The sequence below is a fragment of the Pantoea sp. EABMAA-21 genome (genome assembly GCF_030053335.1).
Taxonomy (GTDB): domain Bacteria; phylum Pseudomonadota; class Gammaproteobacteria; order Enterobacterales; family Enterobacteriaceae; genus Pantoea; species Pantoea communis.
The window spans coordinates 266334-290237 of the sequence record NZ_JASGBX010000001.1 but is presented as its reverse complement, the minus strand read 5'-3'; the positions used below and the strand labels follow the sequence as shown (position 1 = coordinate 290237).

The following is a 23904-nucleotide window of genomic DNA, read 5'->3' as shown; positions in this document are numbered from 1 at the left end:
CGTTTTCTGCATCATTTTGCTGATCTTCAGCCAGGCTATATAGCTAACACCTTCATTTGCCCGGCATAACATGACATCATCTCCGTCAGGATTGCGTAAAGAACAGGATAGTTAACTGCCATGTCGCGGGGCCTCCGTCGAACACTTGCTGCGCTACTGGCGCTGATATTGCTGCTGTTGGGATTAATGCTGACGCTGACGCAATGGTTGCCGCGTCTGGCGGGCATCTGGCTGCCGGAAAATACCCGCGTTGAGCTCAATGGTTCACCGCGCTGGCACAACGGCGGCGTGCATTTTCCGGCGGTAAGCTATCTGACTGGTGACTGCGAGCTGGCGAATGTCAAAGATGTCGCGCTGGGTTGGCAACATAAACGCTGGCAGCTCAGTGCACAGGCCGTACAGCTCAACAGTGAATGCCTGCAAGCCCTGCCACAGAGCGATTCGAGCGGTGCACCGCGCAGTCTGGCCGAATGGCAACACATGTTACCGGGTGCCGATATCCATCTGGAGCAACTGACTATTTTACCCTGGCAGCAATATGCCGGCCGTTTTGATCTCAGCCTCGATAAAAGCGTCCAGCAGTTACATTATCAGGGCGATAACCTTCAACTAGATGCACGTTTGCAGGGGCAGCAACTGCAGATCGCACAACTCCAAATCAGTCATCCTTTGCTACCAAAACCGCTCGATTTGCACGGTGATCTTACGCTGCCCACCTTTGCTAACGGTTTGCCGGTGGCGGGTGAACTCAGCGGTGCTGTCAATCTGACGCAGTGGCCGCAGCCGCTGGCGATGACGCTTAACTGGCAGCAGCAGCAAGGCACGCTGGTGATTAATCAGCAGGGTGACGATCAGCCGTTGTTGCAGTTACCGTGGCAGGTCGATGCGCAGCAGATACGTATCACTCAGGGACATTGGCGCTGGCCGCAAGCTGACCAACCGCTGTCGGGTGGTTTGGCGCTCACCCTCGACAACTGGCAGCAGGGGCTGGAAAACACCCAGGTCAGCGGGCGGTTCAATCTGCTTACCCAAGGCCGCGGCGGTAAAGGTAACCTGGTGCTGAGTGTCGGGCCGGGCACATTGAGCCTTACCGACAGCGCGTTACCGTTCCAGCTGACCGGCGAAAGTAAGTTTGCCGACCTGCAGTTGTTCGGCAGCATGCCGGGCATATTGCACGGCATGTTGACCGATCCACAAATCACGCTTAAACAAGGTGCACTGCTGCGTTTGCGCGGTCGATTACTGTCGACGCTGGAAGTGGATGAAACGCGCTGGCCACTGGCAGGCGTCACCGTTGGCTCGCGCGGTATTAATGGCCGCCTGCAGGCCATCTTGAAGGCACACGATCCCAACTTCGGTCGCTTTACGCTGCATCTTGATGGACGCGCCAGCGATTTTTGGCCAGACAGCGGACGCTGGAACTGGCGATACTGGGGCGATGGAATGATGCAGCCGCTCAATGCCAAATGGGATGTGAAGGGCACGGGTAGCTGGCAGGATACGTTAATCAGTCTGGACACACTCAATACCGGCTTTGATCAATTAGCCTATGGCATGGTGCAAGTCGACAAACCGCGCCTGACCTTAACCGCACCGGTTCGCTGGCAACGAGACGTCGCGCGTCCGGCTTTCAACGGGGGTTTTACCCTGAAATCTGGTCAGACGCAGTTTAGCTATGGCGGCTGGCTGCCGCCTTCAGAACTGAGTTTTGAGGCCAAAGGCAGCGATCCGAGTCGTTTTATCTGGCGCGGTCAGTTAACTGCTGAAGATATCGGCCCGGTAAGGGTACACGGGCGCTGGGATGGTGAACGTTTGCGCGGTGAAGCCTGGTGGCCAGCTCAGTCACTGACGGTGTTCCAGCCGTTGCTCAGTAGCGATTTGAAGATGCGCATTCAGTCAGGTGAACTGAGAGCGCAAATGGCGTTTTCTGCGGCGTCGAAACAGGGCTTCGAAGCCGGTGGTTTCTGGGCAGTAAAAAAGGGCAGCGTGTGGATGCCGGACAGTGAAATCAATGGCATCGACTTCACGCTGCCGTTCCGTCTCAAGGATCACCAATGGCAGTTAGGGCGTCGCGGTCCGGTTTCACTGCGCATCGCTGAAGTCAAAAACCAGTTTGCGTTGCAGAACATCACTGCCGATCTGCAGGGCCACTATCCATGGCAAGAGCGCCAGCCGTTGACGCTCAGTAACGTGAATCTCGATCTGTTAGGCGGCCATGTCAGCATGCCTGAACTGCGCATGCCGCAGCATGAACCCGCGCGCGTTTCGCTGCGTGAAATCAACCTCAGCAAGCTGATCACGGCGATCAAACCGAAGCAGTTCGCCATGTCGGGCAAAGTGAATGGCGAGCTACCGCTATGGGTGAATAATCCGCAATGGCTGATTGAGAAGGGCTGGATTGCCAACAGCGGCCCGCTGACCTTCCGCATGGATAAAGATATGGCGGATGCCATCGTCAGTAATAACTTTGCCGCGGGTGCCGCCATGGACTGGCTGCGCTACATGGAGATTTCCCGTTCGTGGGCCACTTTGGACCTCGATAACTTCGGCAATCTCACGATGCAGTCCGAAGTGAAAGGCACCAGTCAGTTTAGTAATCGCCGACAGTCGATTAACCTCAACTATCGGCATCAGGAAAATCTGTTCCAGCTGTGGCGCAGCCTGCGCTTTGGCGATAATTTGCAATCCTGGGTGGAACAAAATGCCACCCTGCCATCAAAGAAGGATCCCCAACCATGAGCCTCAGGGCATTGCTGGTGTTGGCAGCTGGGCTGCCGCTGATCGGTTGCGTGCCGCGCATTGAAGTGGCGGCACCGAAAGAGCCGATCACCATCAATATGAACGTGAAGATCGAACATGAAATCCACATCAAGGTCGATAAAGATGTGGAAGCGTTGCTGAAAAACCAAAGCGGCCTGTTTTGAGGAGCGGCATGATGAAATCGAAAGCGATGGCATTGTTGCTGGTGCTGCTGCTGATGCCTTCAGCGTGGGCGCTGACGCTGGACGAAGCGCGGCAGCAGGGGCGCGTGGGGGAAACACTCAGTGGCTATGTGGCGGCGCGACAACAGGATGATGAAACCCTGGCGTTGGTGAAACGGATTAATGATGGCCGTATGCAACAATATCAGCGCGTCGCGCAGCAGAACAATCTGAGCACCAGTGAAGTGGCACGTATCGCGGGCGAAAAGCTGGTGAGTCGCGCAGGCAGTGGAGAGTATGTGCGCGGTATCAACGGGCAGTGGTTACGTAAGTAAAACCCATCATTATCTGAGTCACAGCCATAAAAAAGCCGGGCACTCAGGCCCGGCAAAGATGGCATCATACCCATTATTCTCGGGTATTCATCACGTTCTTAAGATTACGCAGCAACAATTTGCTTGATGGCGTCTTTAGCGTCGTTAGCCGCTTTGGTCGCCACTTCTGGACCATAAGCAATACCTTCAGCGAACACGAAGTTCACATCGGTGATGCCGATGAAGCCCAGGAACAATTTCACGTATGGGGTCAGCAGATCCGTTGGGGTATCTTTGTGAATACCGCCACGGCTTGACAGGATCACGGCACGTTTACCGGTGACCAGACCTTCCGGGCCTGCTTCGGTGTAACGGAAAGTCACGCCAGCACGCGCAATCAGGTCGAAGTAGTTTTTCAGCTGAGTAGGGATGTTGAAGTTGTACATTGGCGCAGCAATAACCACAGTGTCATGCGCTTGCAGTTCTGCAATCAGCTCATCAGACAGCGCCAGGGCTTCCTGCTGACGTGGAGACAGCGGAGCATCAGAAGGACGCAGTGCACCAACCAACTCGCCATCCAGAACGGGAATTGGCTGAGCAGCCAGATCGCGAACAGTCACTTCATTACCTTTGGCGCGCGCTTCTTCAGCGTAGAAGTCAGCCAGTTGGTTTGACTGAGAGTAACCGGCCAGAATGCTTGATTTCAGAACTAAAACTTTGCTCATGGTGTTTTCCTGTGCGTTACGCGGTTGGCTTACCGCTCAATGCGTTACACTCTACGGAGATCCTCCGCGAGGTAAAAGCGCAATATTTCGAGACCTATGTTCGAAATTATTGAATAAGGTCGCACGTCCGGTCAGGTGAGGTTGTCCAGAGTGTGCTATTATGCCGGGCAATAATTGATTGAATCCGCCGGGAAATTTCAGCCGGCATCGAGCGCACTTTGCCAGGCTCGCCGCGACCACAGGTAACACACCACTATGTCATCATCCGTCACTTCCCCTTTGGCCCCACTCTGGACGCGGCTCGATAATCTGATGCTGCGCGACCGCCAGCGTTTGCAGCGCCGTTTGCATGGCGCAGCGAAGGTGAAAAATCCAGCCGCGCAGCAGGGCATTGCAACAGAACTAGAAGCCGAATTTGCTGCCGCTGAACTGCGCATTGCACAGCGCACGGCGGCCACGCCACGCATCACCTTCCCGGAAAATCTGCCGGTCAGTCAAAAGCAGCAAGAAATAGCCGAGGCGATTCGCGATCATCAGGTGGTGATTGTGGCCGGGGAAACCGGTTCAGGGAAAACCACCCAGCTACCGAAGATTTGTCTGGCGCTCGGGCGTGGTGTCAAAGGGTTGATTGGTCATACGCAGCCGCGCCGTCTGGCGGCACGTACCGTTGCCAATCGTATTGCCGATGAGCTGGAAACCTCGCTCGGCGGCACTATCGGCTATAAGGTGCGCTTTAACGACCAGGTCAGCGACACGACGCAAGTGAAGCTGATGACCGACGGTATTCTGCTGGCGGAAATCCAGCAGGATCGTCAGTTGTTGCAATATGACACCATCATCATCGATGAAGCGCACGAACGCAGTTTGAACATCGATTTTCTGCTGGGATATCTGCGTGAGCTGCTGCCGCGCCGTCCCGATTTGAAAGTGATCATCACCTCGGCGACCATCGATCCGCAGCGTTTCTCTCGCCACTTCCATAATGCGCCGGTGATAGAAGTCTCAGGCCGAACCTATCCAGTCGAAGTGCGCTACCGCCCAATGGTGGAAGACGCTGACGATACCGACCGCGATCAGCTGCAGGCGATTTTTGACGCGGTCGATGAGTTAGGTCACGAGAGCCGTGGCGATATCCTGATCTTTATGAGTGGCGAGCGTGAAATTCGCGATACCGCCGATGCGCTGATGAAGCGCGATATCCCGCACACCGAAATCTTACCGCTGTATGCGCGGCTGTCGAATGCCGAACAGAACCGGGTGTTCCAGTCACACAGTGGACGCCGCATCGTGCTGGCCACCAACGTGGCCGAGACTTCACTCACCGTACCGGGCATTAAATACGTTATCGATCCCGGTACGGCGCGCATTAGCCGCTACAGCTATCGTACTAAGGTGCAGCGCCTGCCGATCGAGCCGATTTCTCAGGCATCCGCCAATCAACGTAAAGGGCGTTGCGGACGTGTGTCGGAAGGGATCTGTATCCGTCTCTACTCTGAAGACGATTTCCTCAGTCGTCCGGCGTTTACCGATCCGGAAATTCTGCGTACCAACCTGGCGTCGGTTATCTTGCAAATGACGGCGCTCGGCCTGGGCGATATCGGCGCATTTCCGTTTGTCGAAGCACCCGACAAGCGCAATATTCAGGATGGCGTGCGCTTGCTGGAAGAGTTGGGCGCTATCACGCTAAGTGAGGATGAAACCTACAAGCTGACGACGTCTGGCCGCCAGCTGGCGCAATTGCCAGTCGATCCGCGTCTGGCACGCATGGTACTGGAAGCGCAAAAATTTGGCTGTGTGCGTGAAGCGATGATCATCACTGCGGCCTTATCGATTCAGGATCCGCGCGAGCGCCCAAGTGATAAACAGCAGGCATCCGATGAAAAACATCGGCGTTTTGCTGACAAAGAGTCGGATTTCCTCTCATTTGTGAATCTGTGGAATTATCTGCAGGAGCAGCAAAAAGCGCTGTCGGGCAATCACTTCCGGCGTCAGTGTAAAACCGACTTTCTCAACTATTTGCGCGTGCGTGAATGGCAGGATATTTACACGCAATTGCGTCAGGTGGTACGCGAACAGGGTATGCCGGTTAACAGCGAACCCGCGCCCTATCGTGAAGTGCACTGCGCTTTACTGACCGGATTACTGTCGCATATTGGTCAGAAAGACAATGAGAAGCATGAATTCACTGGCGCGCGTAATGCCCGCTTCTCCATTTTCCCTGGCTCCGGCCTGTTTAAGAAGCCGCCGAAGTGGACCATGGTCGCGGAACTGGTGGAGACCAGCCGGTTGTGGGGCCGCGTGGCCGCACGTATCGATCCCGAATGGATCGAACCGCTGGCCCAGCATTTGATTAAACGCAGCTACAGCGAACCGCACTGGGAGAAAGCCCAGGGCGCGGTAATGGCGACAGAAAAAGTCACGCTGTATGGCCTGGCAATTGTGCAGGCGCGTAAGGTCAACTACAGCCGCATTGATGCGCCACTCAGTCGTGAGCTGTTTATCCGCCACGCGCTGGTGGAAGGCGACTGGCAGACGCGCCATGCGTTTCTGCGCAACAACCTCAAATTGCGCAGTGAAGTGGAAGATCTGGAACACAAATCACGTCGTCGTGACATTCTGGTCGATGATGAAACGTTGTTTGCTTTCTACGACCGCCGCATTGGCGCTGACGTGGTCTCCGCACGCCACTTTGATAGCTGGTGGAAACAGGCGAGCAAGGACAATCCTGACCTGCTGAGTTTTGATAAGCAGATGCTGATCAAAGATGGCGCGGATAAAGTCAGCCAGCTCGATTACCCGAATTTCTGGCATCAGGGCAATCTGAAGCTAAAACTGAGCTATCAGTTTGAGCCCGGCGCGGATGCCGATGGTGTGACCGTTCACATTCCGTTGCCGTTGCTGAATCAGGTTGAAGAGGGGGGGTTTGAGTGGCAAATCCCCGGCGTGCGCCGTGAGTTGGTGATTGCACTGATTAAATCGCTGCCAAAACCAACGCGCCGCAATCTGGTGCCTGCACCGAACTATGCAGAAGCTTTCCTCGGTCGTGTTAAAGCGATGGAGTTACCGCTGCTGGATGCGCTGGAGCGCGAGTTCCGCCGCATGACCGGCGTCACCATTGACCGTGAAGCCTGGCAGTGGGATCAGGTGCCCGATCACCTGAAAATGACCTTCCGCATTGTGGATGAACACAACCGCAAACTGCAGGAAGGCAAAGACCTGCATCAATTAAAGCAGGTATTGAAAGGTAAAGTGCAGGAAACGCTGTCGAAAGTCGCAGACGATGGGCTGGAGCAGAGCGGACTGCACATCTGGAGCTTTGGTGATTTGCCGCAAAGTTACGAGCAGAAACGCGGCAGCTATCAGGTTAAAGCCTGGCCCGCACTGGTCGACGAGAAAGACAGTGTCGCCATTCGGCTGTTCGATAATGAACTGGAGCAGCAGAAAATGATGTGGCGCGGTCAGCGTCGCTTGTTACTGTTGAACATCCCGTCGCCGATCAAGTATCTGCACGAGAAACTGCCCAACAAAGCCAAGCTCGGCTTGTACTTCAATCCCTACGGCAAAGTGCTGGATTTGATTGATGACTGCATCGCTTGTGGAGTCGACAAACTGATGGCGGAAGCGGGCGGTCCGGCATGGCAACAGGAGAATTTCGAGCAACTGCGCGACAAAGTGCGAGCTGAATTGAACGAAACTGTGGTGACGATTGCCAAACAGGTCGAGCAGATTCTGACCAGCGTATTCAATATCAACAAGTTCCTGAAGGGTCGTGTCGACATGACGCTGGCGCTGGCACTGTCTGATATTAAAGCGCAAATGAGTGGCTTGGTATACCGCGGCTTTGTCACCGGTAATGGCTATCAGCATCTGGGCGATACGTTGCGCTATTTACAGGGCATCGAGCGCCGCCTTGAAAAACTGCCGACTGACCCTTACAGCGATCGTGCGCGCATGCTGAAAGTGCAGGCCACAGAGCAGGCGTGGCAAGCATGGCGCAATAAACTGCCCCCGCAGCGTCAGGATGATGCTGAAGTTCAGGCGATCCGCTGGATGCTTGAGGAGTTACGGATTAGCTATTTTGCTCAGCAGCTGGGCACACCTTATCCTATCTCTGATAAGCGTATTCTGCAGGCGATGGAACAGATTAGCTGAGTCAACAAAAGCACAGAGGCGCTATTTCTGCGCCTCTGTGAGTGAAATATCGCTGACTGCGCATGAAACTCCCTGGCGCGAAGAAGGTGAGCGATTCTGTGGCGAAAATCTTATTTCGCCAGCTCTTCCAGACTGTCTTTAAACGACGTCACCGCGATGGCACGGTTATCCGCGCGATAACGGTCCGCCGGTGCGGGTGCAGAGCTTTGCACCGCAATCAGTTTCCAGCCATCACCACTTTTCAGTAGCAGCGGCGATCCGCTGTCGCCTGGCAACGTATCACATTGATGAGACAGCACCGCGCGTTGCGCCCAGCCGGTAATCAGGCAGTCGCTGTGAGAATAGAGCGTGTCGAGGTGATCAGCAGGGTAACCGGCTTGTGTCACTTTGCGTTCGGTGGTTTTCAACGCATCGGTTAAATCGCTACGTGAGCCGTCAAATAAGGGGATGGGTACAATACCCGACGGCGGATTATGCAAAATAACCAGCCCGTAATCGTAAGGTGCCGCGCCCGGTGGCACGATCCAGCCCTCACCATCGGCCTGTAGCCTGCGCGCCAGTGAAGGTTCTACACGCGCATCAATATCATGTATTTCGTAACGCCAGCCTTTAGCACCTGACATAAAACGCAGCGCCACCGGTTTATCAAATTTACCCGGAGGGGCGAGCAGGCAGTGTCCAGCGGTTAATGCCAGATGGGCGGATATCAGGGTGGCCGTGCAGAGGTTGCCACTTTCGGTCTCCAGTTGGCCAATGGCATCCCAGGGAGCGGCACTCACATCCGTAATGGCTTTGCGGTGGTCTTTGCCAAAAAATAGCGTCTTGATGTCTTCCGGGCTTGGCCCATCTTCATCATCGGCATGTGCTGCGAGGTTAAAACTGAAAATTCCAACAAGTAACAGGATAGCCAGGCGCATAGTTCTCTCAATGGCGAGAATAAGAAGAGGTTATTGTCATCACGCTTGAGCGATAACTATAGTCGGAGAGCGGGAAAAAAGGGAGAAATATTGGAGTAATCAGCACGCTACAACGACTAGATAAAAAAGCTGGCTGCAACAATGCCGCACAGGATCATCACAATCAGGATAATTTCGAAGCGATAGCGACGCACCATTTTTCGCTACTCCAGTAAATAAACACCCGGCATAACCGGGTGTTTTCAATCGTTAATGCGGTGTTGGCGCTAAGAGGCCGACTTATTTAGCCGCTTTTTTCACTTTGTGGTGCTTTTTAGCAGCCTGAGCTTTCTGTGCAGCTGGTTTAGTTACTTTTTTGTGGTGCTTTTTAGCAGCCTGAGCTTTCTGTGCAGCTGGCTTGGTTGCTTTTTTGTGGTGCTTTTTAGCAGCCTGGGCTTTCTGTGCAGCTGGCTTGGTTGCTTTTTTGTGGTGCTTTTTAGCAGCCTGGGCTTTCTGTGCAGCTGGTTTGGTTGCTTTTTTGTGGTGCTTTTTAGCAGCCTGAGCTTTCTGTGCAGCTGGCGCTTTCTTCTCTACTTTTTTGTGTTTCTTAGCTGCCTGCGCTTTCTGGGCAACTTTCTTATGATGAACCGCTTTATGTTTAACAGGTGCTGCGGTAGTGGTAGCGGCAGCAGCCGGAGCAGCTGTAGTGGTCTCAGCAGCGAAAGCAACAGAAGACATACCCATAGCAGCGGCGATCACCAGTGCAACTAATTTTTTCATCGCAAAATCCTCGAACTATTTTTTCATGTGTAGCCCACTGCGGGGCCGGTGAAAGAACTATATGAAAAACAATTCAGTCTTTCCGTGAGGCATTGGTATCGGCGTGTAACGGAATGTACAAAGGCGGGTAAAGGAAGTGAAAAGGGCGGCCGATTGGGCCGCCGCGCAGTTTACGCAGAGAGGTAGCGTTGTTCAAGGTGCTGACGGAAATAGTGCGGATTGAGCGTTTCGCCCGTGGCATTCACTAACAGTTGTTGCGTCGGGAAGCGGCTGCCGTGCTGCCAGATGTTCTGTTGTAACCAGTCAAACACCGGCTGCAACTCTCCGTTACGGATCAGATCTTCCACTTGAGGAATCGCGCGCTTCACCGCCTGGAACAGCTGGGCAGCGTACATGGCACCTAAGGTGTACGTCGGGAAGTAACCGAAAGCGCCATCGGTCCAGTGAATATCCTGCATGCAGCCATCACGATAATTGCCACGGGTATCTATTCCCAGCGATTGCTGCATTTTTTCATCCCACAGCGCGGGGATGTCATCAACTTCAATCTCACCTTCAATCAACGCACGTTCGATTTCGTAACGCAGAATCACGTGAGCTGGATAGCTCAGTTCATCCGCGTCCACGCGAATAAAGCCTGGCTTCACGCGTTGTGTCTGGCGAACAAAGTTATCCAACGCTAATGCCGGCTGGTCACCCATTAAGGCGACAACCTGCGGATGGATATGCTGCAGGAATGCCTTGCTGCGCCCTAATTGCATCTCCATAAACAGGCTTTGGGATTCATGCATGGCAGTCGAGCGAGCGTGGGCCACCGGTTGTCCACGCCATTGCTTTGGTAGGTTCTGCTCGTAACGTGCGTGACCGGTTTCGTGGATCACGCCCATCATGGCACTGAGGAAGTCGCTCTCATTGTAACGGGTGGTAATGCGCACATCTTCCGGCACGCCGCCACAGAAGGGGTGGGCGCTGACATCCAGGCGACCATGATTGAAATCAAAGCCCAGCGTTTTCATTACACTCAAGCCGAGCTGCTTCTGTGCTTCAACAGCAAAGGGACCCACCGGCGCCGCGATGGCGGTTTTCTGCTGCTTCTCGACGGCTTTCTGCAGCAGCGCGGGCAGCCAGCTTTTTAATTCGCCAAAGGTATTGTCGAGTTGTGCACTGGTCATGCCCGGTTCGAACACATCCAGTAACGCGTCATAACGAGACACACCCAGCGCTTCGGCGCGTAACTGGGCTTCCTCACGGCTGAGTTTCACCACTTCTTTTAGGTTAGCCGAGAAGCCTTGCCAGTCGTTGGCAGGGCGCTGTTGGCGCCAGGCATGCTCACAACGCGAACCGGCCAGCGATTTGGCTTCAACCAACGAAGCAGGCAGAATCGTTGCTTGCTGCCACGCACGCTGCATCTCGCTCAGGTTAGCGTGCTCTACATCGTTCAACGATTCCTGCTGGGCGGCATCGAATAAGCCGCCAAGTCGTTTATCGGTCAACACTTCATGCATAAACACACTAAGTTCCGCCATGGCTTCACCGCGCGCCTGGCTGCCGCCGGGTGGCATAGTGGTTTGCATATCGACACCGGCAATAGCCCCAAGATGGCCAAAGCGTGCCAGGCGCTGGAAAGTTTTGCTAAGTTCCTGATAAGCAGAAGTCACAATTAAAGCTCCTTATGACGGTAAACGGGGCGAAATATCTCGCAAGGGTAGATCAACCGGCCAGCAGAAGCGAACGCTGGCGCCACCGAGCGGGCTGCTCTCAATGGTGACGTGTCCCTGCAGTGCCTGTGCAATAGAGTGGACAATCGCCAGCCCGAGCCCACAGCCGCCGGTCGCGCGATCGCGACTAGGATCGAGACGCACAAAAGGTTCAAAAACGCGTGCGCGCTCTTCAGGTGGAATACCTGGACCATCATCTTCTACCTGTAAATTACCGATGGCGCCGTCAAACCACAGACTGACGCGCAGACGCTGTTGGGCATAACGCAGCGCATTATTCACCAGATTATCCAGCACGCGTTCCATCAAACGGGTATCGGCGGAGCCCACATTCTCAAGTTGCGGAATATCCAGCGCGATATGCGCTTGAGGATTCATGGTTTGCACATCTTCGATATGCACACGCAACCACTGCGCCAAATCAAACGACTGAAGGTTAAGATCGACACGCGGGCGGTCGAGGCGGGCATAGGTTAACAGCTCTTCAATCAGGCTTTCTAACTGGCCGACATCGCGATTGAGTGCCGCCGACTCGGCTTCGCTAAGATTGTCACTCATCTCTAAGCGATAACGCAGGCGAACCAGCGGGGTTCTTAACTCATGAGCAATGCCATCAATCAACTGTTTCTTACTGGCGACCAGCGTGTTGATGTTATCGGCCATCTGGTTAAACGCCACGCCAAGACTGTGCAGACTTGATGTGCTTTCGAAATGGGTACGTACATCCAGCTCGCCGCGACCAAAACGCTGCGCGGCTTTCTCCAGCCGCTGCATCTCCTGCCAGTGCGGTCGTAGCCAGATAAACACCGGCAGCGCCAAAGACATACCGATGAAGGCCAGCAGCGCGATATCCAAAATGCGCATTTGATGCAGATAAAACAGATAAGGAATCGGGCCGACCGACAGCACATAATGGCTGCGTGGAATGTGCTGCAGGAAGGTGTATTGATCGTCGAGCGCGACAATCTCCCCGGCGCGCAGGCGGCGCATATCCGGTTCATCCAGCTGATACTTACTCATCGGTTCGATATGCAGCTCAAACGACAGATCGAGGTCGAGGTTGCGGATGGTTTTGTTCCAGTCGCGCGGGGGGATCTCACGCAGTTCGCTGCGCATGAGAAACAGCGAACTGGCCATCAAATCATTCATTGACTGGCGGCCCGCACGCTCAGCAGTGAACTTGTACACCAGGCCCACCAGCAAAGTCATCACCAGAAAGCAAACGAACAACAGCAAATAGAACTGGATAAAGAGCTTTCTCATGCGGAGCGGGTATCCCAGGCCTGAGGCGCGAACAGGTAACCTTTATTGCGGATGGTTTTGATGCGGAACGGTTCGGTGGCGCTGTCATACAGTTTTTTGCGCAGACGAGAAATCGCCACATCAATACTGCGGTCCATGCCGTCGTAGCTCACACCACGCAGCGTTTTCAGCAATGCATCGCGGTTCAGGATTTGTCCTGCATGCGTAGCCAGCTCCCACAGCAGATCGAAATCGGCGGTGGAGAGGGTGATGTTTTCATCGAACAGCGTCACCTGACGATTGAGTGAATCGATGGTCAGTGAACCAAAACGCAACACTCGCTGGGAACTCTGAATAGCGGGCGTAACTTCAGGCTGAGAACCCTGCGCCTGGCGCAGATGCAGACGCAAGCGCGCAAGCAAAACAGCGGGCGGCGTGGTTTTCAAAATGTAATCGTTGGCGCCCATTTCCAGCGCCAGAATGTGGTTCATGTCACTGTCGAGCGAGGTCAGCAGCACAATCGGCCCTGACCAGTGCGCGCGCAAGTCGCGGCAAACGGTCATGCCATCTTTGCCCGGCAACATAATATCCAGTAGCACCAGATCGGGATCGGCTTCTAAAATAGTCGCTTCAGCACGGTCACCGCGCGTTTCAACAGTCACTTCAATATCGTGGCGGCCAAGATAAGCGGCGATCAATTCACCGACTTCTGGCTCATCTTCCACATAGACAATTTTGTTCATATTTCACGGCAAGTGATGAGAATGACAGCAGCATAACTTTTCCTGGTCCTGAGCTCTACGCTATCGCACGAAATATCCCTGCCTGACTGGTATATTTACGCTGAAATGTGCCATTATTAGCGGCGCGTTGTAGCGCAAGGTTCGGAACCGTAACGAAAACCAGGAGGAGTGCGAGGGTGTCTGATAAAGAGCTGGCTTCAGCCGGATACAGTGACCGCATCTGCTTCAATTACAGCGATTTTCTTTCTGCTTCCTGCAAAAAACGCTGGAGTTTCGTTGACGCCATTTACGGTGTCATGCCGATATTTGGCATGGTGACGCGAAAATCTGCGCATGGCTTAGCGGCAAGCGACGATCATCTGAAAGAATTAGCATTACAAATCATTTCTACGCAGGTCAGTGATGAGATCAACATCGCGCGACTGATCACCTTAGCTGAGCAGCAGCACATCAGCCGATTCGATATTCAACTGCCTTATCCTCTGTCAGAAGATCAGCTGGACGCAATTCATCAGGAATACCGTAAAGCGCTCAATCTGACACAGCAGGATGACCTGCTGTGCGTTTCCATCCCGGTTCAGCCTCACTAGTTACTGCGTGAGCTGCCACATCGCTGGCAGTGCTGCAGCAATCAGTAATCCTATAGCGATGCGCTCCAGTTGCGACAACACCTTGTTGCCACGGCCGCCGCGTCGCGCATAGAGGAACAGCAGTAACCCCGGTGCGTAGAGCACAACGGACAGCAGCAGGTGCAACGGACCCGAAGCGTAAAGCAGCCAGAATCCGTACGCACTGGCGCCCAATCCTACCGTCATCGCCAGCGGATTTTTTTGACCGCGAACCACTTTGATTAAATACAGACCCACCAGAAGATACGGCACCAGAATCATCTCTGACGCAATGGTCAGGAGAGTATTGTAATCTGCGCCAGTCACAGCAATCAGGATCAGACAGACCTGTACACTGCCGTTGGTGAGCCAAAGTGAAGCAGCCGGCGAATTATGACGATTCTGGCGTGCAATGCTGCGGGGAAAAGCCCCTTGCTGTGCGGCAAGGAAAGGGACTTCTGCCGCCATAATTGTCCAGCTTAAATACGCGCCACACACGGAAATAATCAGACCCACCGCAATCACCGTATTACCCCAATGTCCCAACAGATGCTGCATCAAGCCGGCCATGGAGGGATTTCGCATTTGCGCCAGCTCTGCACGCGGCACCACGCCCAGTGCAAGCAGGGTCACCAGTAAGTAAACCAGCAGTGCCGCGATAACCGCCAGCATGGTGGCGCGCCCCACATCTTTCTTATGGCGTGCCCGCGCGGAGACCACCACGGCGCCTTCCACACCAATGAAGACCCACAAAGTAATCAACATGGTCTGCTTGACTTGCTGCCAGAGTGGCTGGCCTAGCGTGGCGCCGCTGAAGTCAAAGTGGAAGCGATCGTAGTTGAATGCGAGTAAAGCCAACACCACAAACAGCAGCAGTGGCACTAGTTTCCCCAGGGTAGCGAGCAGGTTGATGCTGGCGGCGGTTTGCACGCCACGCAATACCAGCCAGTGCACCAGCCATAACAGGACTGACGCACCGAGCATTGCCTGCCAGGTATTGCCGTCGCCAAACACCACGTGGTCAGGCGAATCGGTGAAGAAACTCAGCGCCGAAAAGACAATCACCAGATACGACACGTTGGCGATGACCGCACAGAGCCAGTAGCCCCAGGCAGAACAAAATCCTACCAACTCACCAAATCCGGCGCGCGCATAGGTAAAAATCCCGCCGTCCAGTTCGGGTTTTAAGCGTGTCAGCAGCAGCATGGCAAACGCAAGAAACAGGATGCCCACACCAGTGATCAGCCAGCCAATCAGCAGTGCAGCGGGGCCGGCGACGGCAGCCATATTTTGTGGCAGGCTAAACACACCCGCACCGAGCATCGAGCTGAGTACCAACGCAGTGAGCGCGCTCAAACCTAATTTTTTATCCAAAACACCATTCCTGGGCAGCAGAGTATGCTGGGTAGTGACGATTCCGCTGGAGTGTAACGTGGCGATTGGCCGGATTTAAAACGGAATACCCTGAAAACAGGCGAAGGATTTTACGGAGAGCGAAAAGGGAAGGCAATGCAGGATTATGCAGATCTGCGCAGAGACTATGCAAACAGAAGCACAGGGCGACAAAAGCCGCCCTGCAGGGGAATTACTTGAACAGATCCGCGGTCACGGTCAGGTTGCCACCGCTCTGGCTCGACCATTGACGGGTGATGTGATAGTACTTCGCCCCCTTATCTGCTGCGCGTTTTGCCACGGCTTCAGACACTTCAGTCGGCGTTCCGAAGTGATCAGAGAAGGTCACAGTATCAAACGGCTGCATCTGTGCGGCAGTAATCGCATTCACTTCCTGCACGCTACGACCATCTGCCAGCTTAACGGTATAGCGCTGACCCGTTGAACTCTGCGTTTCAAAGAAACGGCCTACGCTACGGCTAGGGGTATCAGAAGAGGCAACACCCGGAATGGCCACTTTGCTGGCTGCAGCGCCGCCAGCAGCCAGTGCTGCTTTGCCGGCTTCAGAATCGGCAGGAATCGAATCTGAAACATTCTGCACCTTACGTTCTGGTGCATCCGCTTTATAGACATAAGCAGTCACGTACTGGTTACCGCCGTTATTGGCATCAACCTGACGCACAATAAAGAAGGATGCCGCGCCTTTGTCTTTCGCCTGTTTGGCAATGGCATCATTCACATCTGGCTGGCTGGCGAAGAAACCGCTAACAGAAACAGTATCGAATGGCTCTAAACGATAGGCTTCGGCTTTTGGCAACTCTTTCACACCGCTAAAGATGCGGTATTTGGTGGTGTCATCCGCTTTTGGGGCATCAGCTTTGTACAAATCAGCCGTGACGCGCCAGTTGCCGCCGTTGCCGTTGGTATCGTTGATACCCTGTACATAGAAGGAGTCAGCGCCTTTTTCATCGGCTGCTTTAGAGATGGCATCGGTAGCATCACCGATGGCATTGAAACGACCGCTGATATTAATACGTTCGAATGGTTTCAACGCGGCCGCTTGTTCTGGCGTCAACTCTTTGGCGGCAAATGCATTTGCTGCCAACAGGGATAACAAAGTGGTCGCCAGAATGGTGTTCTTCAGCTTCATAAAAATGATCCTTCGCCTTACGCAAAATGAGTACGAAAACGTGCTGGACTCTTGATGTATAACAGATTAGCCGCTGATTATTGCATGTAATAATCAACCTGTCTCAGCCAATTTATGCGCATAAGATTGACAATCTCCGCAAATAATTCATCAACATGTCATTTACCTATGCTATGGCTTTTTTTTGACCGCTTTACCACTTATTCTGGTAACACATAGCATCATAATAGTTAAAGTATTGTTAAATAAAGGTTTTTGAAAACACTAAATTCGACATGACACGATTTTGCGCAGCAGAATATTTTTTATTATGTCGCAAAACTAGTGGCAAAAGGTGGCATTCAATCTTTGCATCTGAATATTAGTGTGAATGTCATAAGTGTGCGTTATCGCTGTGGATCACTTTTCACATTTTCAGTAGGTTATAAAGACTTTGTTACATTGCGCATTTTGCTCATAAAAAGCTGAAACGCTGTTTCAGCCTTATGGGCTTGTGCCACTTACAGAACCTCATCCTTTAATTGTTGAAAGGAAACAGTATGTTAATTGGGATACCCAAAGAGCGGTTAGCCAATGAGTCGCGCGTTGCTGCAACGCCAAAGACCGTTGAGCAACTGATCAAGCTGGGATTCAGCGTCACGGTCGAGCAGGGCGCAGGTATTCGCGCAAGTTTTGACGATGAGAGCTTTATCGCCGCTGGTGCCACTGTCAGCACCACCGAAAGTGTCTGGCAGTCTGACATCGTGTTAAAAGTGAATGCGCCAGACGATCAGGAGATCGAACTGACACGCGCGGGCAGCACTTTAGTTAGCTTTATCTGGCCCGCACAAAATCCGGCACTGCTGGAAAAACTGGCGGCGCGCCAGGTTACCGTCATGGCGATGGATTCTGTGCCACGTATTTCTCGTGCCCAGGCACTGGATGCGCTGAGTTCCATGGCGAACATCGCGGGTTACCGTGCCATTGTTGAAGCGGCGCATGAATTTGGCCGCTTCTTTACCGGGCAAATCACCGCCGCGGGTAAAGTACCACCGGCGAAAGTGATGATTATCGGCGCGGGCGTGGCGGGTCTGGCGGCAATCGGTGCAGCGGGCAGCCTTGGGGCTATCGTTCGTGCGTTTGATACCCGTCCAGAAGTGAAAGAACAGGTGCAGAGTATGGGCGCCGAGTTCCTTGAGCTGGATTTCGAAGAAGAAGCCGGCAGTGGCGATGGCTATGCCAAAGTGATGTCAGAAGCCTTTATTAAGGCAGAGATGGAGCTGTTTGCCGCGCAGGCGAAAGAAGTCGATATCATCGTCACTACCGCTTTAATCCCGGGCAAACCGGCACCGAAGCTGATTACCGCTGAAATGGTTGCCAGCATGAAGCCAGGTAGCGTGATTGTCGATCTGGCGGCAGCAACCGGCGGTAACTGTGATCTCACGGTAGCTGATCAGGTGACTTTAACCAGCAACGGTGTGAAGATCATTGGTTATACCGATCTGCCTAGCCGTCTGCCAACACAGTCCTCTCAGCTTTACGGTACCAATCTGGTCAACCTGCTGAAACTGCTGTGCAAAGAGAAAAACGGCGAAATCACCGTCGACTTCGAAGACGTTGTGGTACGTGGCGTCACCGTGATTCGTGACGGCGAAGTCACCTGGCCAGCACCACCGATTCAGGTATCTGCTGCACCGAAAGCGGCGCAGGCGGCCATTGAGCCAAAAGCAAAAGTGGAAGCCAAACCGGTTTCACCGTGGCGCAAATATCTGCTGCTGGCATTGGCTGTGGTGCTCTTTGCCTGCCTCGCTAACGTGGCACCGCCTGAATTCCTCTCCCACTTTACTGTCTTCGCGCTCTCCTGTGTCGTCGGTTACTACGTGGTGTGGAACGTCAGTCACGCTTTGCATACGCCATTGATGTCCGTCACTAACGCCATTTCCGGCATAATTGTGGTGGGTGCGGTGCTGCAGATGGGACACGGCGGGTGGGTGACTTTCCTTGCCTTCGTCGCAGTACTGATTGCCAGCATCAATATCTTCGGTGGATTCACCGTCACCCAGCGCATGCTGAAAATGTTTCGTAAGAATTAAGGGGTAACAACATGTCTGGCGGATTAGTGACTGCAGCATACATTGTTGCCGCAATTCTGTTTATTTTCAGCCTGGCTGGCCTCTCAAAACACGAGACGTCAAAGCAGGGTAACATCTTTGGTGTCAGCGGCATGGCGATTGCGCTGCTGGCGACCATCTTCGGCCCCAACAGCGGCAACGTGGCGTGGATCCTGCTGGCGATGGTGATCGGGGGTGCAATCGGTGTGCGTCTGGCGAAGAAAGTCGAAATGACTGAAATGCCAGAGCTGGTAGCGATTCTGCACAGCTTTGTCGGTTTGGCTGCGGTGCTGGTGGGTTTCAACAGCTACATCGACCACGCACCAGGCCTGGCGCCGGTGATGGAAAATATCCATCTGACGGAAGTGTTCCTCGGCATCTTTATCGGCGCGGTGACCTTCACCGGTTCTATCGTGGCGTTTGGTAAACTGCGCGGCAAGATTTCGTCGAAAGCGCTGATGTTACCACATCGTCATAAAATGAACCTGGCAGCGCTGGTGGTTTCCTTCTTGCTGATGCTGTGGTTTGTACAGACGAATAGCACCGGTTCACAAGTCGTCGCGCTGTTGTTGATGACGGTGATTGCGCTGGTGTTCGGCTGGCATCTGGTGGCGTCGATTGGCGGTGCGGATATGCCGGTTGTGGTGTCGATGCTAAACTCCTACTCCGGTTGGGCGGCAGCGGCTGCGGGCTTTATGCTCAGCAACGACCTGCTGATCGTCACCGGTGCGCTGGTGGGTTCTTCGGGTGCCATCCTGTCCTACATTATGTGTAAGGCGATGAACCGCTCGTTCATTAGCGTGATTGCCGGTGGTTTTGGTACCGATGTGAGTGTCGGTGGCGAGAGCGAAGAAGAGGGTGAACATCGCGAAATCACGGCAGAAGACACGGCGGAATTGCTGAAAGGCTCAACGTCAGTGATCATCACCCCAGGCTACGGCATGGCAGTGGCGCAGGCACAGTACCCGGTGGCGGAAATTACCGAAAAACTGCGTGCGCGTGGCATCAAAGTGCGTTTCGGCATCCACCCGGTTGCTGGCCGTTTGCCTGGCCACATGAACGTGTTACTGGCTGAAGCCAAAGTGCCGTATGACGTGGTGCTGGAAATGGACGAGATTAACGATGATTTCAGCGATACCGATACCGTGCTGGTGATCGGTGCCAATGACACCGTTAACCCGGCGGCGCAGGAAGATCCGCGCAGCCCAATCGCTGGTATGCCCGTACTGGAAGTGTGGAAAGCGCAGAACGTTATCGTGTTTAAACGTTCAATGAATACCGGTTACGCTGGGGTGCAGAACCCGCTGTTCTTCAAAGACAACACGCAAATGTTGTTTGGTGATGCGAAGGCGAGTGTAGAAGGTATCCTGCGCGCGCTGTAATCTGTAGTGCGATTAAAAAGGCGACCATCTGGTCGCCTTTGTTGTTTTAATCGTCTTCGTCTTCTTCATCGTCATAATCAATCGGCGATTTGAAATCGTCCGGTTTGATTGCCAGCAAATCACAGCGGAGATGATCGATAACCTGCTCAGCGGTATTCCCCAGGAACGCGGCCGAAAGGCCAGTGCGGCCGATGGTGCCGAGTACCACAATTCCCGCCTCCAGATGAGAGGCGATATCCGGTATCACTTCCTCCGGCAAGCCTTTTGCCACATGCGTAAACTCTTCGCCGATGGAGAATTTCTGGCGTAGCGCTTTCATCGCCACCAGATGTTGTCCGCGAATCGCATCGTTATACACGCTGGGGTCAAAGTCGGGGAGTTCAATGGCGATATTGATTGGCGTGATGGGATAAGCACCGACAAGGTGCACTTCTGTGTGATTGACCATATCGGCCAGCAGCACGGTTTCACGAATCAGCTTTTGGTTTAATTCATCGTGATGGGGCTCTTCACTGGCCAGATTGACCGCCACAACGGCTCTGCCACCTTCCGGCCACGGCTGATCTTTCACCATCCACACCGGGCAGGGGCATTTGCGTAGCAGATGCCAGTCTGTCGGGGTAAAAATCACTGCTTCCAGGCGATCGTGCTGATGGGCCATTTTCAACACCAGGTCGTGCTGGTGCGCCATCACTTCCTGAATGATCGCTTCATAAGGGCGGTTATGCCACACCACTTTAATTTCAATATCAACACCGGCCTCAAGATAGGCGTGGGCCTGTTGACGAATCCATTCAGTACGCTGACTGATCACACCTTTACGCATGTTGGATCGCTCATCAGGCGACAACAAGGTGGTCATTTCATAGGAGAAGTCGTAGATAGGCAGGAAAGCTTTGATTTTTCCGCCGATACGTTGATTCAGATACACCGCACGACGCAGCGCGGGTTGATCGTCCTGTTGGGCGTCAATCGCCACCAGAATATTTTGGTACCGGGACATAAGGCAATCTCCTCAAACCAAAGCAAGTTGGATTAAAGATAGCCTAAGTTGGCGCAGGGCAGAAGGGGAAAAGTTGTTGCCGGATCAATAAACTAACATTTATCGACCCGGCATAGAATCACGCAGCTTGTTCAGTCTGACCCGCCAGTTCTGCCAGCAACGCATGGTTCTCGATAGTGATATATTTGCCTTTAACGGCCAGCATGCCACTTTTCTGGAAGCGGCCCAGCAGACGGCTAATGGTCTCTACGGTTAGTCCCAGGTAGTTACCAATGTCACCACGCGTCATGGTGAGGCGGAATTCACGTTGTGAGAAGCCACGTTGACCAAAGCGGCGTGACAAATTCCAGACAAAGGCCGCCAGACGTTCTTCCGCGTTTTTCTTGGAGAGCAGCAGGATCATATCCTGATCGCCTTTAATCTCACCGCTCATCAGACGCATCATCTGCTGGCGCAGTGCTGGCATTTTACCGGAGAGATCGTCGAGAGTTTCGAAAGGAATTTCACACACCATCGCTGTTTCCAGCGCCTGAGCAAAACTCGGGTGGTGCGCGCCGACAATCGCATCAAAGCCCACTAAATCCCCTGCCAGATGGAAGCCGGTAATCTGCTCGTCACCCTGTTCAGTAATGGTATAGCTTTTGATGGTGCCGGAGCGGATAGCGTAAAGCGATTTCAGTTCATCACCGGCTTTGAACAACGTCTGACCTTTCTGAATCGGCTTTTTGCGCTCAATGATATTGTCCAGCTGATCCAGCTCATGCTCGTTCAGTGTGAAAGGGATACACAACTGGCTGATACTGCAATCCTGACAGTGAATGGCACAACCGCCAGACTGAATACGTCGAATGCTGCGTTTTTCCGGGATCATATAGGTACGCTCGATGATTATTGACTGCCGTCAATTTTAACATTTTTACGCGTTAAGGGAACTCATCCGAGCAGTAATTCCCCTTAAACCCCCACTAACGTAGGGTATACCTGAGTTTGCGCAAGGTTTGCCTGACATTATTTTTTGACCTGGAACGTTTTGTTGCCATATTTACATCTGGTCATAACTTGTCTCAGTGCAAAAAGTGACAGATGTGATGCCAAAAATCCTTTGCTACTATTTTGTTTTTGAGCGGCAACTTGCGCTCAGCAAACCACCAGGCGTGAGAAAACACCATGAACCTAGACGATGAAGACCTTTTCCGGGATGCCATGGGCGATGTGACGCCACTGAAAGATTGTGCCAATACCCAATGGTTGCGTTCCCCTTCGACCAAAGCGCCGCGCCCGACGCAAGCGAATGACGAACAGGAAAATTTCCTCACGCGGGGCTTTCTTGACATCATCCCGCTGACGACACCGCTGGAATACAAAACAGAAGGGATTCAACAAGGTGTGTTGGACAAGTTGCGGCTGGGGAAATATTCCCTGGACGCCAGCCTGAACCTGCTGCGTCAGCCGATAGAAACCTGTCGAAAGTCATTGTTCAGTTTCATGCTGCAGGCACGCAAGCAGGGGCTACGCAATCTGCTGATTATCCACGGTAAAGGCCGTGATGATGAAGCCCATGCCAATATCGTACGCAGTTATCTGGCACGCTGGCTGACGCAGTTTGACGAGGTGCAAAGCTTTTGCGTGGCGCAGCCCCAGCACGGAGGTGCCGGGGCACTGTATGTCAGTTTAAGAAAAACGGATCAGGCGCGGCTGGATAATCGTGAGCGCCACGCCAAACGCAGTCGCTAATCAGGTGTGAAATTTGCGAATGGTCGCCAGCAACACTTCGGCACTCAGGCTGAGATGACTGCCGCTGCGGGTGATAATCCCCACCGGTTCTCCCGGCCCAGGGGAGTTAATCGGCAGTGCAATAACGGCATTGTGGCTAAGGTCTTCCTTGATGGCGCCTGAGGGGACAAACCACACATAGTCATAACGCAGGGCCAACTGACGCGCCAGCGAAGTGGATGAGGTTTCAACACAATTAGCGGGAAGCGCACAACCTTGCTCGTCCAGCATATGTTGAGCGATACGACGCGGGGCGGTGCCCTCCGGCGATATCACCACCGGCCACTGCATCGCGCGGGATAACGTGACGTTGTCACTGAGAAGCGGGTGTTCAGGACGTACCACCAGTTTAAGCGACTCAAGGAATAGCAATTCATAACTCAGACCCGCCATCATTTCACTGTCGGCCATGCGCCCAATGCCAATATCAAACTCACCCGCGCGCAACCCGGCCAGCAGAACATTATTATGTAATGTCGCCACTTGTACCGTGGTGTTCGGTTGTTGCTCGTGAAAACGATCGAGAATCTGTGGCAGCATACCCATTGCCGCTGTGGTGAGCGCGCCGAGGCGAATCACGACCGGTCGGCCGGGTTGTGGGGCGTTAAAGCTTTGGCCTGCATGGTTAAGCGCATCCAGCACTTTTACCGCATGGACAAGAAATTGCTCGCCGAGCGTCGTTAACTGGGCACCGAGACGACCACGTTCAAACAGACGCGCGCCAGCCAGTTCTTCCAGCTCATTCAGGGTTTTTGAGAGCGCAGGCTGGCTGAGATTGAGTGTCTCTGCCGCGCGCCCCAGCGTGCCTTGCTGCGCGACCGCAACAAAGGTGTGTAAATGGCGCAAGCGAATGCGCTGATTGAAAAGGGAATTTTTGTCCATAGCCTCAAACATAATGACTTTTACCTGATGGCGGCAATGGGAAAACTGGAATTATGTTAACTTCACTGCAAAATTATATTAACAAAAACCCTGATATTGCTAACCTGATGTTTTAAATAGAATTAGTGAAAGT

Annotated in this window: 20 protein-coding genes; 8 read left to right on the top strand and 12 right to left on the bottom strand. The window is 53.5% G+C overall.

What is annotated here, in order from left to right:
• Positions 1–120 precede the first annotated feature (120 nt).
• Genes QMZ65_RS01275 through QMZ65_RS01265 form a run of 3 tightly spaced genes read left to right on the top strand, consistent with a single transcriptional unit; the run spans position 121 to position 3256 of the window.
• Positions 121–2739, top strand: coding sequence for a YdbH family protein (locus tag QMZ65_RS01275; RefSeq protein ID WP_283215243.1), 2619 nt, complete (start codon positions 121–123; stop codon positions 2737–2739).
• On the top strand, positions 2736–2924 hold the full coding sequence (locus QMZ65_RS01270; protein ID WP_013509194.1) for a YnbE family lipoprotein: 189 nt from the start codon (positions 2736–2738) through the stop codon (positions 2922–2924). The genes QMZ65_RS01275 and QMZ65_RS01270 overlap by 4 nt, the downstream gene beginning before the upstream one ends.
• Before the next feature lie 11 nt (positions 2925–2935).
• Complete coding sequence (locus QMZ65_RS01265; RefSeq protein WP_283215420.1) at positions 2936–3256, top strand: YdbL family probable chaperone protein; 321 nt, start codon at positions 2936–2938, stop codon at positions 3254–3256.
• 104 nt (positions 3257–3360) lie between these two features.
• Here the strand turns inward: QMZ65_RS01265 and azoR are convergent, their stop codons facing one another.
• Positions 3361–3960: an FMN-dependent NADH-azoreductase gene (gene azoR, locus QMZ65_RS01260; RefSeq protein ID WP_034821315.1), complete on the bottom strand. Its 600-nt coding sequence runs from the start codon at positions 3958–3960 to the stop codon at positions 3361–3363.
• A gap of 255 nt (positions 3961–4215) precedes the next feature.
• Here azoR and hrpA point away from each other — a divergent pair, with 255 nt between their 5' ends.
• Complete coding sequence (gene hrpA / locus QMZ65_RS01255; RefSeq protein ID WP_283215242.1) at positions 4216–8112, top strand: ATP-dependent RNA helicase HrpA; 3897 nt, start codon at positions 4216–4218, stop codon at positions 8110–8112.
• A gap of 110 nt (positions 8113–8222) precedes the next feature.
• Here the strand turns inward: hrpA and QMZ65_RS01250 are convergent, their stop codons facing one another.
• The 6 genes from QMZ65_RS01250 to rstA form a co-directional block, all read right to left on the bottom strand.
• Positions 8223–9029, bottom strand: coding sequence for a trypsin-like serine peptidase (locus tag QMZ65_RS01250; protein ID WP_034821307.1), 807 nt, complete (start codon positions 9027–9029; stop codon positions 8223–8225).
• A 116-nt stretch (positions 9030–9145) separates the two neighbouring features.
• Positions 9146–9226 carry a small membrane protein YdgU gene (ydgU, locus tag QMZ65_RS25310; protein ID WP_455843913.1) on the bottom strand — a complete coding sequence of 27 codons (81 nt, stop codon included), beginning with the start codon at positions 9224–9226 and terminating at the stop codon, positions 9146–9148.
• Positions 9227–9308: 82 nt separating this feature from the next.
• On the bottom strand, positions 9309–9788 hold the full coding sequence (gene asr / locus QMZ65_RS01245; protein ID WP_283215241.1) for an acid resistance repetitive basic protein Asr: 480 nt from the start codon (positions 9786–9788) through the stop codon (positions 9309–9311).
• Positions 9789–9958: 170 nt separating this feature from the next.
• Positions 9959–11446 (bottom strand): carboxypeptidase M32, encoded by a 1488-nt coding sequence (locus QMZ65_RS01240; RefSeq protein WP_283215240.1) that lies wholly within the window; start codon positions 11444–11446, stop codon positions 9959–9961.
• 12 nt (positions 11447–11458) lie between these two features.
• Positions 11459–12769 carry a two-component system sensor histidine kinase RstB gene (gene rstB, locus QMZ65_RS01235; protein WP_283215239.1) on the bottom strand — a complete coding sequence of 437 codons (1311 nt, stop codon included), beginning with the start codon at positions 12767–12769 and terminating at the stop codon, positions 11459–11461.
• On the bottom strand, positions 12766–13491 hold the full coding sequence (gene rstA / locus QMZ65_RS01230) for a two-component system response regulator RstA (protein WP_097117065.1): 726 nt from the start codon (positions 13489–13491) through the stop codon (positions 12766–12768). The genes rstB and rstA overlap by 4 nt, the downstream gene beginning before the upstream one ends.
• Before the next feature lie 176 nt (positions 13492–13667).
• Between rstA and QMZ65_RS01225 the strand changes: the two genes are divergently transcribed.
• The gene (locus QMZ65_RS01225; protein WP_038646835.1) at positions 13668–14081 is read left to right on the top strand and encodes a hypothetical protein; all 414 of its coding nucleotides are present in this window, start codon (positions 13668–13670) and stop codon (positions 14079–14081) included.
• On the opposite strand, the gene QMZ65_RS01220 is transcribed toward QMZ65_RS01225, so the two are convergent.
• Entirely contained in the window at positions 14082–15473 is a 1392-nt protein-coding gene (locus QMZ65_RS01220) for a basic amino acid/polyamine antiporter (RefSeq protein WP_283215238.1), read from the bottom strand.
• A 211-nt stretch (positions 15474–15684) separates the two neighbouring features.
• Positions 15685–16641, bottom strand: coding sequence for a DUF1471 family protein YdgH (gene ydgH / locus QMZ65_RS01215; protein ID WP_097117067.1), 957 nt, complete (start codon positions 16639–16641; stop codon positions 15685–15687).
• Positions 16642–17180: 539 nt separating this feature from the next.
• Between ydgH and pntA the strand changes: the two genes are divergently transcribed.
• Positions 17181–18713, top strand: a complete 1533-nt coding sequence (pntA, locus tag QMZ65_RS01210; protein ID WP_034830919.1) for a Re/Si-specific NAD(P)(+) transhydrogenase subunit alpha — start codon at positions 17181–17183, stop codon at positions 18711–18713.
• A gap of 11 nt (positions 18714–18724) precedes the next feature.
• Positions 18725–20113: a Re/Si-specific NAD(P)(+) transhydrogenase subunit beta gene (gene pntB / locus QMZ65_RS01205; protein ID WP_034830917.1), complete on the top strand. Its 1389-nt coding sequence runs from the start codon at positions 18725–18727 to the stop codon at positions 20111–20113.
• Between the two features lie 46 nt (positions 20114–20159).
• Here pntB and uspE read toward each other — a convergent pair whose 3' ends face one another.
• Both uspE and fnr read right to left on the bottom strand, forming a co-directional pair.
• A complete protein-coding gene (uspE, locus tag QMZ65_RS01200) occupies positions 20160–21116 on the bottom strand; it encodes a universal stress protein UspE (protein ID WP_034830915.1) in 957 nt (318 codons plus the stop codon).
• 118 nt (positions 21117–21234) lie between these two features.
• Complete coding sequence (gene fnr, locus QMZ65_RS01195) at positions 21235–21987, bottom strand: fumarate/nitrate reduction transcriptional regulator Fnr (RefSeq protein WP_034830913.1); 753 nt, start codon at positions 21985–21987, stop codon at positions 21235–21237.
• A 296-nt stretch (positions 21988–22283) separates the two neighbouring features.
• Here fnr and smrA point away from each other — a divergent pair, with 296 nt between their 5' ends.
• Positions 22284–22850 carry a DNA endonuclease SmrA gene (gene smrA, locus QMZ65_RS01190; RefSeq protein WP_034830911.1) on the top strand — a complete coding sequence of 189 codons (567 nt, stop codon included), beginning with the start codon at positions 22284–22286 and terminating at the stop codon, positions 22848–22850.
• Here the strand turns inward: smrA and QMZ65_RS01185 are convergent, their stop codons facing one another.
• Entirely contained in the window at positions 22851–23771 is a 921-nt protein-coding gene (locus QMZ65_RS01185; RefSeq protein WP_034830936.1) for a LysR substrate-binding domain-containing protein, read from the bottom strand.
• Between the last annotated feature and the right edge of the window lie 133 nt (positions 23772–23904).